General features: G+C 67.1%; 12 protein-coding genes. 8 read left to right on the plus strand and 4 right to left on the minus strand.

Annotated elements, in window-relative coordinates; translation table 11 throughout:
- Position 1 precedes the first annotated feature (1 nt).
- The 6 genes from IEZ15_RS27710 to IEZ15_RS27735 all read left to right on the plus strand — a co-directional run bounded on the left by IEZ15_RS27710 (position 2) and on the right by IEZ15_RS27735 (position 5,390).
- Positions 2-1,621, plus strand: coding sequence for an alpha/beta hydrolase (locus tag IEZ15_RS27710; protein WP_189279835.1), 1,620 nt, complete (start codon positions 2-4; stop codon positions 1,619-1,621).
- A gap of 137 nt (positions 1,622-1,758) precedes the next feature.
- Complete coding sequence (locus tag IEZ15_RS27715) at positions 1,759-2,598, plus strand: hypothetical protein (protein ID WP_189279836.1); 840 nt, start codon at positions 1,759-1,761, stop codon at positions 2,596-2,598.
- Between the two features lie 187 nt (positions 2,599-2,785).
- Positions 2,786-3,247, plus strand: coding sequence for a Panacea domain-containing protein (locus IEZ15_RS27720; RefSeq protein ID WP_189279837.1), 462 nt, complete (start codon positions 2,786-2,788; stop codon positions 3,245-3,247).
- On the plus strand, positions 3,247-3,717 hold the full coding sequence (locus tag IEZ15_RS27725; RefSeq protein WP_189279867.1) for a hypothetical protein: 471 nt from the start codon (positions 3,247-3,249) through the stop codon (positions 3,715-3,717). The genes IEZ15_RS27720 and IEZ15_RS27725 overlap by 1 nt, the downstream gene beginning before the upstream one ends.
- A gap of 32 nt (positions 3,718-3,749) precedes the next feature.
- Positions 3,750-4,118 (plus strand): hypothetical protein, encoded by a 369-nt coding sequence (locus IEZ15_RS27730; protein ID WP_189279838.1) that lies wholly within the window; start codon positions 3,750-3,752, stop codon positions 4,116-4,118.
- A gap of 144 nt (positions 4,119-4,262) precedes the next feature.
- A complete protein-coding gene (locus IEZ15_RS27735; protein ID WP_194535971.1) occupies positions 4,263-5,390 on the plus strand; it encodes a reverse transcriptase family protein in 1,128 nt (375 codons plus the stop codon).
- 101 nt (positions 5,391-5,491) lie between these two features.
- On the opposite strand, the gene IEZ15_RS27740 is transcribed toward IEZ15_RS27735, so the two are convergent.
- From IEZ15_RS27740 to IEZ15_RS27750, 3 genes are all read right to left on the minus strand, one after another.
- Positions 5,492-6,487 carry a helix-turn-helix domain-containing protein gene (locus IEZ15_RS27740; RefSeq protein WP_189279840.1) on the minus strand — a complete coding sequence of 332 codons (996 nt, stop codon included), beginning with the start codon at positions 6,485-6,487 and terminating at the stop codon, positions 5,492-5,494.
- A gap of 136 nt (positions 6,488-6,623) precedes the next feature.
- Positions 6,624-9,206, minus strand: coding sequence for a DISARM system SNF2-like helicase DrmD (gene drmD / locus IEZ15_RS27745; RefSeq protein WP_189279841.1), 2,583 nt, complete (start codon positions 9,204-9,206; stop codon positions 6,624-6,626).
- 148 nt (positions 9,207-9,354) lie between these two features.
- Complete coding sequence (locus tag IEZ15_RS27750) at positions 9,355-10,647, minus strand: LCP family protein (protein WP_189279842.1); 1,293 nt, start codon at positions 10,645-10,647, stop codon at positions 9,355-9,357.
- Between the two features lie 119 nt (positions 10,648-10,766).
- Between IEZ15_RS27750 and IEZ15_RS27755 the strand changes: the two genes are divergently transcribed.
- Positions 10,767-11,315 (plus strand): acyl-CoA thioesterase, encoded by a 549-nt coding sequence (locus IEZ15_RS27755; protein ID WP_114244866.1) that lies wholly within the window; start codon positions 10,767-10,769, stop codon positions 11,313-11,315.
- Between the two features lie 18 nt (positions 11,316-11,333).
- On the opposite strand, the gene IEZ15_RS27760 is transcribed toward IEZ15_RS27755, so the two are convergent.
- On the minus strand, positions 11,334-12,797 hold the full coding sequence (locus IEZ15_RS27760) for an LCP family protein (protein WP_444545160.1): 1,464 nt from the start codon (positions 12,795-12,797) through the stop codon (positions 11,334-11,336).
- A 181-nt stretch (positions 12,798-12,978) separates the two neighbouring features.
- On the opposite strand from IEZ15_RS27760, the gene IEZ15_RS27765 reads away from it, so the two are divergent.
- Positions 12,979-13,992: a glycosyltransferase family 2 protein gene (locus tag IEZ15_RS27765; protein WP_114244864.1), complete on the plus strand. Its 1,014-nt coding sequence runs from the start codon at positions 12,979-12,981 to the stop codon at positions 13,990-13,992.
- The last annotated feature ends 17 nt before the right edge of the window (positions 13,993-14,009 follow it).

Below are 14,009 nucleotides of genomic sequence, written 5' to 3' on the forward strand. Positions count from 1 at the left end.
TATGCAGAAGTCTCTCCAGGGTGAAGCCCTGGACGCGGCTGTCACGCAGCTTCGGGAACTGTCGAAGAACTTTCAGTATGCCCAGGTCGAGTGCGGATTGATCAGTGCTGCTCTCAACGCTTTCGCTCTGGAACTACGGATGGCCAAGGTCAAGCTTGACCTGGCGGTCGATGACGCAGGGGATGCGAACCTCAAGGTGCGAGAGGACGGGTCAGTCAGTTACTCGGCCTGGATTGAGGAACCCGGCGGCACAAGCATTCCGGGCGGCAACGTGTCGGGCGGCACCTCACTGGTGCAGGGGCCGGGCATCAACCCGAACCACAACGTCGCGCAAGCCTACGCCAACCGCATTGCCGAGGCTGTCAAAGAGGCGGCTGAGGCGGACGCGAAATGGGCCCCGAAGCTGAGGAATCTGAAGGCGGATGATGACCTGACGGTCTCCCACCGCGACTGGGCCGACACCCAGAAGGACATGCGAGGCGCCCGTAAGGATGCCGGAGATTACATGGACCTCATCCTCGAACCACCCAAGGACGGAACCCCCCAAGAGAATGCGAAGTGGTGGAAGGGACTGTCCGAGGAGCAGAGGAGCGATTACGTCTCACTCAACCTCGCTACCGTTGGCACCCTCGACGGCCTTCCATCGGAGGTTCGGGATGAGGGGAACCGCTACGTCCTGCGGACATCCACTGCCGACTTGGAGCTGGAGCGCGCGAATTTGATTGGCCAACGCGACATGCTCTCGCCAAATGGAAGGTATTCGGTCAGTGGTGCCACTGGGCGGATTAAGGATATCGACAAGAAGCTGGCCGGCTTGGAGCAGGTTCAGGAACATCTCGATTCCACCGGCAGGAAAGATTTGCCAGAACTCTATCTTCTCGGCATCGATAACGAGAAAAATGGGCATGCCATCATTTCCGTAGGAAATCCTGACGGGGCGGACAATGTGACAACATATGTCCCTGGTATGAATACCAAACTTGAAACGATCGGTAAAGATATCGACAGGGCGGAAAGCCTTTATAGTCAATCGGTTGCGATGGGAGATCCGGACAAGAAATATGCATCGCTGATGTGGCTCGACTATGATGCCCCACAAAATCCCGTATCGGTTGCCGGTGAGAAACTGGCGGACCGGGGGGCTCCCGTCCTCAATGAATTTCTCGACGGATTGCAGGTATCGCATCAAGGAGAGCCTGCCCATGACACGCTGCTAGGGCATAGCTACGGTTCGCTCGTGTCGGGAAAGATGCTCGCTGGAGACGAGACCCCGCCTGTTGACGCCGCTATCTTCGTCGGTAGTCCTGGAGTGGGGGTGGATCGCGCCGATGACCTCAACCTCTCGCCGGAGAGTGTGTGGGCGGGGAAATCTGCGAACGACGTGGTGGCGGGTCTCCCGACGCGGACGATCTATAACCCGTGGAGTTGGGGTGAACGCCCTTTCGGTGTCGACCCCACGGCTCCAGAATTTGGCGGCAACAGGTTCGGGGTTCAAGATGGAAATAAATGGCCCCCATTTTCTGCACACAGTCTGTACTGGGATGAAAACTCTGAGTCCTTGAAGAATATGGCGTTAATTGTGAATGGGGAGTATCCGATGAGTGGGACGGTGCCTGAGTGAAAGTAGGACGCCTGCTCGGTCTTCTTGTCATCACGTCTTTCCTTGCGGCCGGTTGCGGGACGGGCAGTGAGGGTGATTCGGTAAGGCCTAATGCATTGAGTAGCCCCACTGCTGAACATGGAGGCGCAGGAATGGACATGAGTCAGGCTGAGCGGACGGCTGACGGATTGATCCAAGAAGCGATCCGTGGAGTGAGTCCCGAGCCACGTCTGGAGCCGTTCGGTGGAGGCGTGAAATCCTGTCAGGAACCCAGTGACGGCGGGTCCGAGGACCGTGTCACCCTGACACGGAACTACTGGCTCAAGGGGATTCCGCGAGACGACGCAAAGAACGTGGTCCGGAAGGTCTTCGAGAACTGGAAGGAGGCCGGACACGTCGTTGACGCTGCGCCAGATTATGAACGCCGAGTGGTTGCGGCCAATTTGAGAAGCAAGCCGGACGACTTCCTCATGCAGGTGGCAATGGGGCTGGGCGGTCAGCTGAGCGTCGGCGTCACCTCTCCCTGTTTCTGGGACAAGAAGCCGATGTCCGAGTCTCTCGGCTACCCGGCCCCCAGGACCGAGGCCGAGCTACAAGATCGGCAGGAAGCCATGAACGGGGTGCGGTCCGTTTCCAGCCAGATCCTGGACAGCTTCGCCGGCGGGCGTCCCTCCCGGGACGAGCCCGCCGTTGTGGTACGTCTGCAGGACGGCTCGTGCTACGCGGATCATCAGTGGACCTATACCTGTGAAGACGCCTCGACCGCAGAGCGGGCCTTCCACCAGATGGTGCGCACTCTGGGGGAGCGCGGATGGCAGATGGAGGAACCGTCCACGGAGGTGGCGGCACAGGGTGGTGACGCCGTCGTGGTCCTGACACCGGATGAACACGAGGCAGGGGCCGGGGTGGTCCGGAACCATGGAGAGGCCGTCATCAGCATCTCTGCCGCGTGGGAACGTGAGTGGCCGCCACCCTATATGCGCGAGAGCGGTCAGTAGACAAGCATTCGGGACTGAGCGCCCTCTGTGAGTGCTGGCAAGGCCGAGGGGCTCGCAGCGTTCCTGTTGTCGGACCCCGCCCGTAGGCTGGACCGACAGGGGGATCCTCTCCTGCCCGAAAGCTCCGAGGATGCCGGTGGCGGGCATGCGGCTCTAGGGTGGCGGGGAGGACCAGAGGGGACCGACCATGGCAAACGTGCACGATGTAGCCGCGTACATCCTGGTGAAGGCCGCACCGATGTCGGCCATGAAGCTGCAGAAGCTCTGCTATTTCGCTTACGGCTACCACCTGGCCTGGGAGGATCGGCCGCTTTTCGCCGAACGCTTCGAGGCGTGGGCGAACGGGCCGGTCGCTCCCGAGCTGTACAGCAAGCACCGGGGCCGCTTCGAGCTGCGGCGGGGGGACATCGAGGGTGACCCGGCCGAGCTGGATGATGCCGAGCGGGAATCGATCGACATCGTCCTGGAGAACATGCGTGTGTACTCCGCCCATGAGCTCTCGGAGATGACCCATCGGACGGGCCCTTGGGTGCAGGCTCGCGAACGCGCCCAGGTGCCCGACCTGGAGCGGAGCAGCGAGCCGCTGCTCGATGAGGAGATCGCGGACTTCTTCGGTGCCCTCGCCGAGCACGACGAGCTCGACGGCTGATGTCCAAGGGGGGACGCGCCAAAAAGAAGTTGGCCCTGCCGCCCACAGGGGCTGCGCAAGGGAAGCGGGTCGGTGACGTCCGCTCCCTGCTCCCTGGGTTGGCGTTCTCGGACGACAAGGTGTGCTGGCGGTTTACCTATGTCGATCACGACGGCTGCTGGGGGTTCGACCGCATGGCAGCGGCCACGCTGTGCGAGGTGCTGACGAAGCTCGCCGCCTGCGAGTCGATGACGCTCAACGAGCTGCGCACCACGCGCCGGTTCTTCAAGGAGTACGACCTGCCCGGCGGGTTATCCAAGGAGGCCGTGGTGAGGCTGGGGGAGCTCGGTTTCGGCGACGCGACGGCGCTTCATCGCCTTGAGTTCACTGGGAAGCAGCGGCTGTACGGCTTCCTCCTGGGCAATGTCTTCCATGTCCTGTGGTGGGACCCGGAGCATGAGGTGTACCCGTCGAAGCTTAAGCACACCTGAGCCGATCCGGGCTGGACGAGGGGAAAACGAAGGTGTCCGAAACCGAGCCGCCGCTCACGCCGTCAGCCGACGCGGTGCGCAAGCTCCTGTGCGCGCTGGCACAGGGTGTACGGCACGACTACGGCCTCTCGCAGGCGCTGACGGGCGAGCTCTGGTCCGTAGAGACGGTTCTGGAACGAGCCGCCGATCTCGAACTGATCCGCGGGCGCCATCTGACGGATGCCGGCCGGCTGCTGCTCGGTGGGGCCACACACCCGAGCCCGCGCAGGCTCATCGGAGGGGCACAGTTTTCGGCCAACTCTGCATCTGGCAAGCGGTGTTGGTGCGGATCATGTGTGGCTACCGGGCTGTACGACAGCACGGCTCCCTACTACCCTGTCTCGCTCAGGGAGGGGCGCTGAGATCTAGTACTGCCGGTTCCGTCGGGACCGGCCCAACCGGGTCTCTTCACAGGGCCCGGGGGCAGGGTGGCGTCGTGGGCGCTGCCCGTGAATCAACTTCCGCGTGACCGTGTGGTCGGGCCGTCGGAAGGAAAGTAAAGGTAGATGGTCAGCGCCTCCCCTCACCTCTACCTACGGTCTGTCCCGGCATCCCGGTCCTTAGGTACGGCTCGCCGTGCGCTGAGTCAGTCGGCCGACGCCGGAACCCGCGGCCTGCCACCTGTGGTCACTCTCGGGCATCTCGCCCACCTGACGGGAATTCCCTACCGCACCCTCCGCGGTGCCGTCGAGCGACGCGGATACCACTACACGCCGATCCATTTGCCCGGCAAGCCGGACCGTGGTCCCCGGAAGCTGCTGGTTCCGCAGCCTGAACTGATGGCTGCCCAGCGGTGGCTGCTGCATCATCTGCTCGACCTGCTGCCCGTGCATCCGCATGCGTTTGCCTACGTCAAAGGGCGCTCTGTAGCGGAATGCGCCCGTCGACATCTCGGAGCGCAGTGGCTGATCAAGATCGATATCCAGGATTTTTTCGGGGCGATCGGCGAGCGTCGCGTCCACCAGGTCTTCCGCGCTCAGGGCTACCAGCCGCTGGTGGCCTATGAACTGTCGAGACTCTGCACCTGGGACGACCGGCGCGACGACGTGGATCCGGTCCGGAAGGACCGCTACCCCAAGATCACCGCCTATCAGGGCGGCTGGGGAGGCTCTCTACCGCAGGGTGCCCCCACCAGCGGTGTGCTCGCGAACCTCGCCGTCCGCCCGATGGATGACCGGCTCTCGGACATCGCGGCACGCCACGGCCTCGTCTATACGCGCTACTCGGACGACATGATCCTCTCCAGCGGGGACCCGTTCTCTCGCCCGGCAGCCGTCGCCGCGCTGAGGGAGCTCACTCACGCTGTCCAGGGCTACGGCTTTGAGCCTCACGCGCGAAAGACGCGGATCGTTCCGCCGGGCGCCCGCCGGGCAGTGCTCGGGCTGCTGGTCGACGGCGACGTCCTGCGCCTCACCCCGGCCTTCAAGTCACGGCTGCTGGCTCATCTGTACGGCATCGAGAAGTTCGGGCTCCGGGCGCATCAGCAGCACCGGGACTTCGCGTCCCTCGCAGGCCTGGTGCATCATGTCGACGGCCTCGTCGCCTACGCCCTCGGCGCGGAGACGGATTGGGCCCACCCGGTTCAGGAACGCTGGCGGGGGATGCTGCGCGCGCAGGGCTGGTCTCTCGACTGAGCTGATTCCCTGCCCAGACCGGTGGCTTCCGGTTCAGGGAGTTTGCGGAGGTGGCCTCGTGGGTGGGCGTACAGCTCCGAAGCGCGTGCTACTGGGGACGGTCATGCGGCGCGGCCCGGGCCGGCGCTGCCCTGCGACACAACCTCTGTCCGGCAGTCGCGGCAGCGACCGGGGTGGCGGGAGCGGAAGGCGCGGTTGCAGCCGTCGCAGTTCTGGAGGGGGATGGCGATGACGCCGGGGCGTGCGGGTGCGAGGTCCTCGGCTCCGGGGAGCGGGGGTGGTAGGAGTGTCGTGATCCGGTGGCGGAGGAGTTTGGCCGGGTGTTTGAGGGGGACTGGGAGGTCGGTGGTGAGGGCGTGGCGGATGGTGTCGGGGTGGGCGTCGCGTTCGAGCCAGCTGGCGACGCCGGGGGTGAGGGTGTGGATGTCGTTGTCGGAGAGGGTGAGTTGGGGTGTGTGGCGGCGCAGGTCGGCGAGGAGTGCGGCCGCAAAGCGGTGGAGTTCCGGGGTGGGTGATTGCGGCTGGGGGATCGGCGGGGGTGGCGCCTTGCGTGCGGTGGGAGCCGGTACGAGGACGGGTGCAGGCGCTGTCTGCGGTGCGGGCGGTTGTGGTGCCTGGGTGGGCTCCGGTTCGGGAGCGGGCTCGCGTGGCGGTGGTGGGGGCAGCGGGGCTGCCGGTGTGCTGGGCCTGGTTCGTGGCTGAGGTGCTGCGGCGGCGGCGGCCGGTTCGGTGCCGGGCTGGTTGTAGGAGACGGTGCGGGTGACGATCCGGCCGTCGGGGAGGCGTGCGCGGCTGCGGTGAAGGTAGCCGTGGGCTTCGAGTTCGCGCAGGGCGGCGGCGATGCGGGTCTCGCTCTCGGGGAAGCGTTCGGCGAGGTGCTTGATGCCGATCTTGGCTCCGGCGGGCAGCGACTGGATGTGGGCGGCGAGCCCGATGGCGGTGAGGGAGAGTCCGCGGTGCTGGGCGAGGTGGTTGCCGATGACCGTGAAGCCAGCGGCATGCCGGACGTTGGCGTGGATGACGCCGGATGACGGTGTGGCGCCCCCGGTTACGGGGGACGGGGCGCACGGGGGCGCGGTAATCTGCTGGGTACCCATCGGGAAGCCCTAACTTCCTCGGTGGTCAGGCCCTCGGTCGAGATTGGCGTCTCGTCGGGGGCCGTCGCATGTCTGCAGTTGTCGCGGTGAGCATATGCCTGCCAACCCGTATGAAATCCAGCCCAGTTGCCTTACGTCACCCGCGCGAGTGACGGGGCGGGGTGGGGTCGGGTTTCTGGACGAGACGGTGGCCCAGGTGGAGCAGGACCACGTCCGTGCGCCGGCGGGCGTCCCGCTCGTCGAAGACCACCGGGCGCTCCCTGCCGGTGAGGGGGTGACGCAGCCCGTCGTTACGGGCGTGGGCCCAGGCCCCGGGGAGTTCGGGGAGGCTGAAGCAGCGCACAGGGGAGTCGCCGCCTGCGGGGTCGGGGGTCTCGATGAGGTCCTTGCGGTGGGCGAGCTGAAGACCTGTCCGCACGACTCGTTCCACGGTCTCGGGTGTCAGGTGCAGGGTGTCGCGGCTGCCCGCGAGCTGCGCGACCAGCTTCTCCAGCTCCTTGGCGAGATCCCGGTCCACCTTGAGGACGGCCTGCCCCGACCGCTTGCTGATCTCGGCGTCGGCCGTGGTCCAGTCGGAGCGGCGGCCCAGCATCTTCTGCTCGACCTGCGCGGCGATGATCTCACCTGCGCTGCCGAGGTCCTCGCGGATCTGCTCCGTCTTACGGGCGGCGACGGCCAGGAAGTGGAGCTCGTCCTCCAGGGTGCCGTCCTCGTGCCGGGAATCACGGTCGCCGTCCTCGGCGGCGCCGAAGCCCTGCCAGCCCTCGGGGACGAAGTGGAAGACATCCACCTGGTCCGCCCGCTGCCCGTGCCGGTCGATACGGCCGTTGCGCTGCTCAAGGCGGTTGGGGTTCCACGGGATCTCCCAGTGCAGGAGACGGTGGCAATGGGCCTGGAGGTTGATGCCCTCGCTGGCGGCGTCCGTGGCCAGAAGGATGCGGACGGGCGAGAGGGACGGGTCCTCCTGGAAGACCGTCTTGATGTGCTCGCGCTCGTCCGGCTTCTGGCCGCCGTACAGCTGGGCGATCCGGTCTACGGGGTATTTGGCGGCGATCAGCCGGTCGAAGAGCCAGCGCTGGGTGTCGCGGTACTCGGTGAAGACGATCACCCGGTCCGGCTCCCAGTCTCCGGCTGGTCCGTTCTTGCAGACGATGGAGTCGAGCCAGCCGCGCAAGGCGACGAACTTGGCGTCCGGCCGCTTGGTGGCCGTGCGAGCCCACACCGACAGCTCCTTCAGCTGGGCGTGCTCGGCGGCGGTCAGGGTGTGCGAGGCCTGGCGTACCGCGGTCAGTGCCCGCTCGGCTGCCTCGGCATGACCGTCGTCGCTCTCCGCCGTCTCCTCCACCCGCTCGATGAGCGGACGCAACACCCTCTCGCTGGGGGCCTGTTCGGCGGAGGGGCCCTTCGTCATGGTCGCCAGATGGACATCGATCGTCTCGGCGAAGGCCTTGGGGGAGGAGAGGAACCGCTTCTTGAGCAGGGTGGTGACGAAGTCCGAGGCCGTGCGGGCGGCACTGCTGTCACCGGCCTCCCGGCGGGAGCGCGCGTACGCCGACAGCTTCGCGTACGCGGCGCGCGCCTCGTCCGCGTACCGCACCTCCAGCGCGTGCGGCACCCGCTCGGGGAAGCGCGCCCTGCCGTCCCATGTCTTCGGCAGCTCGGACTTGAGGCGCCGCACCATCACGCGGCGCAGCTGTTCGTCCGAGGGCTTCACGCCACGGGCGAACCGGTGGTCGTCCAGCAGTTCCAGGAGCGCGGTGAACGACTCCAGGAAGCCGTTGTGCGGGGTGGCGGAGAGGAAGAGGCGGTGCTCGCAGTGCGGGGCGAGGGTACGGATCGCCTTCGTACGCTGCGAATCGACGGCGTACTTGCCGGTCCCGGACGGTGCGCAGGTGTGCACCTCGTCGACGACCAGCAGGTCGAAGGCGCGCGGATACTCCGGGAGGTGTGGCAGGACCTCCCGCATCATCCGCATCGGACGGTCCCGCTTGAGCCAGTCCACCGAGACGATCAGCCGCGGGTAGTGCGTCCAGGGGTTGGTGTACGGGCCCCGCGAACGGCGCAGCTCCCTGAGTAATGCACTGTTCACGATCCGGAAGTCCAGGCCGAACTTGTCCCGCATCTCGTCCTGCCACTGGAGGGTCAGGCCGGAGGGACAGACGATCAGCATGGTGCGGGCCCGGTGGCGGAGCATGAGCTCCTGCATGACCAGGCCGGCTTCGATGGTCTTGCCGAGACCGACGTCGTCGGCGATCAGCAGATTCGTACGCGGCATGGAGAGGGCACGCACGACGGGCGCGAGCTGGTAGTCCTGGATCTCGGCGCCGGACCGGAAGGGCGCCTGGAGAGCGGTCTTGTCGGCGGAGGCGATCGCACCCCAGCGGACCGCGTCGAGGAATGCGTCCAGGCGCTCCGGGGCGTCTATGCCCTTGGCCGGGGAGGGCAGTTCGTACTGCTGGTGGACGACCGCACCCTGCTCCAGCTCCCACACCACCCGGAGTTCCTCGTCGCGGGCGTCGTCCTCGACGGAGACCAGAGCCACCAGGTGCGGCGCCGATGCTCCTGCCGTGCGGGCGGGGTCCTCGGAGGAGACTGCGGAGCGGGTGACCTCGGTGACGACCCAGGGACGGTTCCTTACGGTGACGAGCTGGCCATGAGCCGGTACGGCCGGCTCGTCCTCGGTTCCGGTCCGTGCGGTGTCTACGGTCGCGTCCGTCATCGATGGCACTCCTGTGCTCGTCCCTCGGCCGCGGGCGAGTGCGCCGCGCTGCCAACCCCTCCGGGAAGCTTAAGACGGACCGTCAAATGGGCTCCGGGGAAAAGGAAGGGCCCGGACGGCGAACGTCCGGGCCCTGCATTGTCTGCCGTCAATTACCGGAGACGGTGACCTTCTCGTCGTTGTTGAGCTGCTGCACCAACTGCTTGACCTTGGCCTTGTCCCAGACCAGATTGCCGCCGGTGGAGCCCGAGATCGGCATGTTCATCGACGTGCCGTCACCGCCCGTGACGCCCTTCATCGCGAAGAACATGTTGCCCAGGTTCCACAGCGACATGTCCTTGTCGACGATCAGAGTGTCGAGACCGGCGCCCATCGTCGGGTACAGCTTGAACGGGTTGAGGATCGTGGACGGTGTCGCCGTCTGGCTCGCCAACGCCGCGAGGAACTTCTGCTGGTTCTTCGTACGGTCCAGGTCGCTGCCCGCGAAGGCGTACCGGGTGCGGACGAAGGCCAGCGACTGCTCGCCGTTCAGCGTCTGCTTGCCCGCCTTGAAGTCGGCGCCGGACTTCTTGTCCTTGAACGCCTTGGGGATGTCCAGCTCCACCCCGCCGATCGCGTCCACGATCTGGGCGAAGCCGCCGAAGCCGATCTCGACGTAGTGGTCGATGTGCAGCCCGGTGTTGAACTCGACGGTACGGACGAGGAGTTCGGGACCGTCCTCGGCGTACGCGGCGTTCAGCTTGGTGAACCGGCCGCGGGCCGGGTAGAGCTTGCCGGAGTCGGAGCCCTTGTACGAGGGGATCTCGACGTTCGAGTCACGCGGCAGGGAGACCAGCGTCGGCCCGTTCGAGCCGTCGTGCAGGATCATCATCGAGTCGGTCCGCTTGCCCTCGGCGGAGCCGGTGTGGAGCTTCTTCTTGTCCTCGGCGGTCATGCCCGCGCGGCTGTCGGAGCCGACGATCAGGTAGTTGGTGCCGTCACCGGCCTTCGGCCGCTCGATGACCTTGGAGAGGTCCACCTCGCGCTTGAGCTTGGAGTCGGCCCAGAAGTAGGTGCCGATGGAGACCGCGAGCACCACGACGACCAGGGACAGCGCGCCGATCTTTATTCGGCGGCGCCAGTCGGGCGCCGGACGCCCCTGGACGTAACCGCCGTCACCCCGGCCGCCGTCACCGTAGCCGTTGCCCCGGCCGCCGCCGCCGTAGACCTGGCCCGTGTTGTAACCGTTGTCGTACCCCGCGTTGTTGTCGTAGCCGCCGGCGTACTGCGGCGGCTCCGGCTGCCGTTGCCGGGGCGGTGCGGGGCGCTGCTGCGGCGGTGCGGGAGGCCGCTGGACATGCCGCATCACACGGGCGCCCTCGGGCCGGTCGCTGTCACTGCCCTGCCCGTAGCGGTTGCCGCTGCGGTTGTCGTCGGTCCAGCCCTCGGGCCAATCGTTCATGCGGTCCAGTGTGCAGGCCGGGCGCCCTGCTCTTACAGGGGGTGCGGGAAATCGCATCAGGGCTGTTGCGAAGCTGATGCATTGCTGCCGGGCGTAAGCCCGCGCATAAGGTGGACGGTATGACAGATCAGGCCCCACGCCCGGAGGGCGATATTCCGGGCAAGCCGACCGCCGCTTCCCGGACCACCCTCAGCCACATCATGACCGGCAGCGACACCAATCTGCTGGGCACGGTGCACGGTGGAGTGATCATGAAACTGGTCGACGACGCGGCGGGCGCCGTGGCCGGCCGGCACTCCGGCGGACCTGCGGTGACGGCCTCGATGGACGAGATGGTCTTCCTGGAGCCGGTCCGCGTGGGTGACCTTGTTCACGTCCGAGCCCAGGTGAACTGGACGGGCCGCTCTTCGATGGAGGTCGGCGTCCGGGTCATGGCCGAGCGGTGGAACGAATCCACCCCCGCCCAGCAGGTCGGCAGCGCGTATCTGGTGTTCGCCGCGGTCGACGCGGACGGCAAGCCGCGCCCCGTACCGCACGTGATCCCGGAGACGGAGCGCGACAAGCGGCGCTACCAGGAGGCGCAGATCCGGCGCACCCACCGCCTCGCCAGGCGCCGCGCGATCAAGGAACTGCGCGAGAAGCGCGCGGCGGACGGCATAGAGGACTGAGCTCCGGCATACCCGCGGTCACGGGCAGACCTCCTGATCGCCCGTGACCGTGCCGAACTCGCCCCGGTTCGTCTCCTCGGCCCGCACCCGCTGCACCTTCTCGAAGTCCGGACCGGCCGTCACCTTCATCGTGAGGCCCTGCCCCCGCACCGCCCGCAGCTCGGCCCCGGGCAATGCCACGGCCAGGGACTTCGCGGACAGGTCCCAGCGCGGGTCGTAGGTGATCAGGGTGTGCTTGAGATCCTGCGACTCCCCGTTCAGCGGGGCCCGCGTGGTGTTGAAACCGGTGGCGTGCAGTGCGTCGTCGACCGCCTTGCCGAGCCCGTCCTTCGAGGTCCCGTTGTAGACCTGGACCCGGATCTGCCGCGGGGCGACACCGACCTTTTTCACGTCCTTCGGCTGCTCGGGCCGCACCGGGGCGAGCGGCCGGTCGTCGCGCAGCGCCTGGAAGAGCTTCTTCGACTTCCGCTCGTCCCACCTGACCGTGATGCCGACGCCCTTGACCGGGTAGGCGACGTTCCCCATCGGTACGGAGGCGAACTCGGACGAGGCGGGGGAGAAGCCGCGCATCGCCCGGCCGAGCTCCAGCATCTGCTCCGTGCCGAATCCCTTGTCGGCCCGGACCGACCTCAGCATCGTCGAGGCGACGTCCCGGAACTTCACCGGATTCAGCAGCACACCGCTGCGGGTCGCCTGCTTGATCAGCGAGGCGAGGAACTTCTGCTGGCGCTGCATCCGGCCCAGGTCGGCGGCCCCGTCGATGTGCCGGGAGCGCACGTACTGGAGCGCCTGTCCGCCGTCCAGATCATGGGTGCCCGCGGGGAGAACGAGACCGGTGTACGAGTCCTTCAGCGGCCGGGCCGTACAGATCTGCACCCCGCCCAGGGTGTCCACCGTCTTCATGAAGCTGGTGAAGTCGACCTCGAGGTAGTGGTCGATCTTGATGCCGGTCATGTGCTCGACGGTCCGCACGGTCAGACCGGGCCCGCCCTCGGCGTAGGCGGCGTTCAGCTTCACCGGGTGGGCGGCGCGGATCCGGCCGGTGCTGCGGTCCTTGTGCTCGGGGATCACGGCATAGCTGTCCCGCGGCAGCGAGACGATGCTCGCGCGCTCCTTGTCCGCCGACAGATGCACCAGCATGACCGTGTCGGTGCAGTTGCAGGGCACACCGCCCAGCCGGTACTTCTTCTTCTCCTCCCGGGTGATCCTGTCGCGGCCGTCGGTGCCCACGAGCAGCAGATTCGTGCCATAGCCGGCCCGGGGCCGGTTCTTCATGTCCTTGAACGGGTCGATCCGGTCGATCCCGGTCTCCAGGCTGGTCACCACCGCATGGCCGATGCCGCCGGCCCCGAGCACCAGCACCGAAATGCCGGTCACCACCCGCATGCCCCACCGCGGCCGTTCGTTCCGCTTTCTGGACCTGCGCCGCGGCGGAACCGGGCGGGAGCGCGGCGAACGGGGGGAGGGGTGCGGCGTGGGCACGGGGGGAACCTCCGCGGTGCAAGGGGGACCGTTCGCACAGTAGGCCCATACGATCTGCAGTCCGCGAAGCAACCCGGTGGCGCGCGCCGGTGTCCCCCATTCGCGGTAACGTGGCGGCCGAATAACGCCGCCTGGTGGGGTGCGAACCCCCGGCGCCCCCGAGGACCACCCGAGGATCACCATGTCTGCCGCGCAGCACCCCGCCGTCTCCGTGATCATGCCGGTGCTCGATGAGGAACGCCATCTCAGGAACTCCGTCCGGCACATCCTGGAGCAGGAGTACGCAGGTGAGATGGAGGTGGTGATCGCGCTGGGCCCTTCCACGGACCGTACGGACGAGATCGCCGCTGAGCTGGTACGCGAGGACCCCCGCGTCCACACCGTCCCGAACCCGACCGGTCGCACCCCCGCCGCCCTCAACGCCGCGATCAAGGCCTCCCGCCACCCCATAGTCGTGCGGGTCGACGGTCACGGCATGCTCTCGCCGAACTACATCGCGACCGCGGTCCGCCTCCTGGAGGAGACCGGTGCGCAGAACGTCGGCGGCATCATGCACGCCGAGGGCGAGAACGCCTGGGAGGACGCCGTGGCCGCGGCCATGACGTCGAAGATCGGTGTCGGCAACGCGGCCTTCCACACCGGCGGCCAGGCAGGCCCCGCGGAGACCGTATATCTCGGTGTGTTCCGCCGTGAGGCCCTGGAGAAGGCGGACGGCTACAACGTGGAGTTCATCCGCGCCCAGGACTGGGAGCTGAACTTCCGCATCCGCGAGGCGGGCGGTCTGATCTGGTTCTCGCCCGAGCTGAAGGTGCAGTACCGGCCGAGGCCCTCCATCAAGGCGCTCGCCAAGCAGTACAAGGACTACGGCCGCTGGCGGCACGTCGTCGCCCGCTACCACTCCGGCTCGATCAATCTGCGCTACCTGGCACCGCCCACCGCTGTCTGCGCGATCGCGGCGGGCATCGTGGTCGGTGCGGCGCTCACCCCGTGGGCGTTCGTCGTTCCCGCCGGGTACGCCGCGGCGATCGTCGCCGGGTCCGTCCCGGCGGGCAAGGGCCTGTCGCTGAAGGCGCGGGCGCAGATCCCGGTGGCCCTCGCGACCATGCACATGTCGTGGGGGTACGGCTTCCTGACCAGCCCTCGCTCGCTGGCGAAGAAGGTCATCGCCAGCCGACGCCCGGCCGTCACGGTGTAGGGACAGCCGCCGACACG

It is taken from the genome of Streptomyces atratus, from assembly GCF_014648655.1.
In the GTDB taxonomy this organism is placed as follows: Bacteria; Actinomycetota; Actinomycetes; order Streptomycetales; family Streptomycetaceae; genus Streptomyces; species Streptomyces atratus.

Bases quoted from the DNA above. Each gene is read 5' to 3' on its own strand.
- IEZ15_RS27710 (WP_189279835.1), top strand. From the start codon at position 2: ATGCAGAAGTCTCTCCAGGGTGAAGCCCTGGACGCGGCTGTCACGCAG.
- IEZ15_RS27715 (WP_189279836.1), top strand. From the start codon at position 1,759: ATGAGTCAGGCTGAGCGGACGGCTGACGGATTGATCCAAGAAGCGATC.
- IEZ15_RS27720 (WP_189279837.1), top strand. From the start codon at position 2,786: ATGGCAAACGTGCACGATGTAGCCGCGTACATCCTGGTGAAGGCCGCA.
- IEZ15_RS27725 (WP_189279867.1), top strand. From the start codon at position 3,247: ATGTCCAAGGGGGGACGCGCCAAAAAGAAGTTGGCCCTGCCGCCCACA.
- IEZ15_RS27735 (WP_194535971.1), top strand. From the start codon at position 4,263: ATGGTCAGCGCCTCCCCTCACCTCTACCTACGGTCTGTCCCGGCATCC.
- IEZ15_RS27740 (WP_189279840.1), bottom strand. From the start codon at position 6,487: ATGGGTACCCAGCAGATTACCGCGCCCCCGTGCGCCCCGTCCCCCGTA.
- drmD (WP_189279841.1), bottom strand. From the start codon at position 9,206: ATGACGGACGCGACCGTAGACACCGCACGGACCGGAACCGAGGACGAG.
- IEZ15_RS27750 (WP_189279842.1), bottom strand. From the start codon at position 10,647: ATGAACGATTGGCCCGAGGGCTGGACCGACGACAACCGCAGCGGCAAC.
- IEZ15_RS27755 (WP_114244866.1), top strand. From the start codon at position 10,767: ATGACAGATCAGGCCCCACGCCCGGAGGGCGATATTCCGGGCAAGCCG.
- IEZ15_RS27765 (WP_114244864.1), top strand. From the start codon at position 12,979: ATGTCTGCCGCGCAGCACCCCGCCGTCTCCGTGATCATGCCGGTGCTC.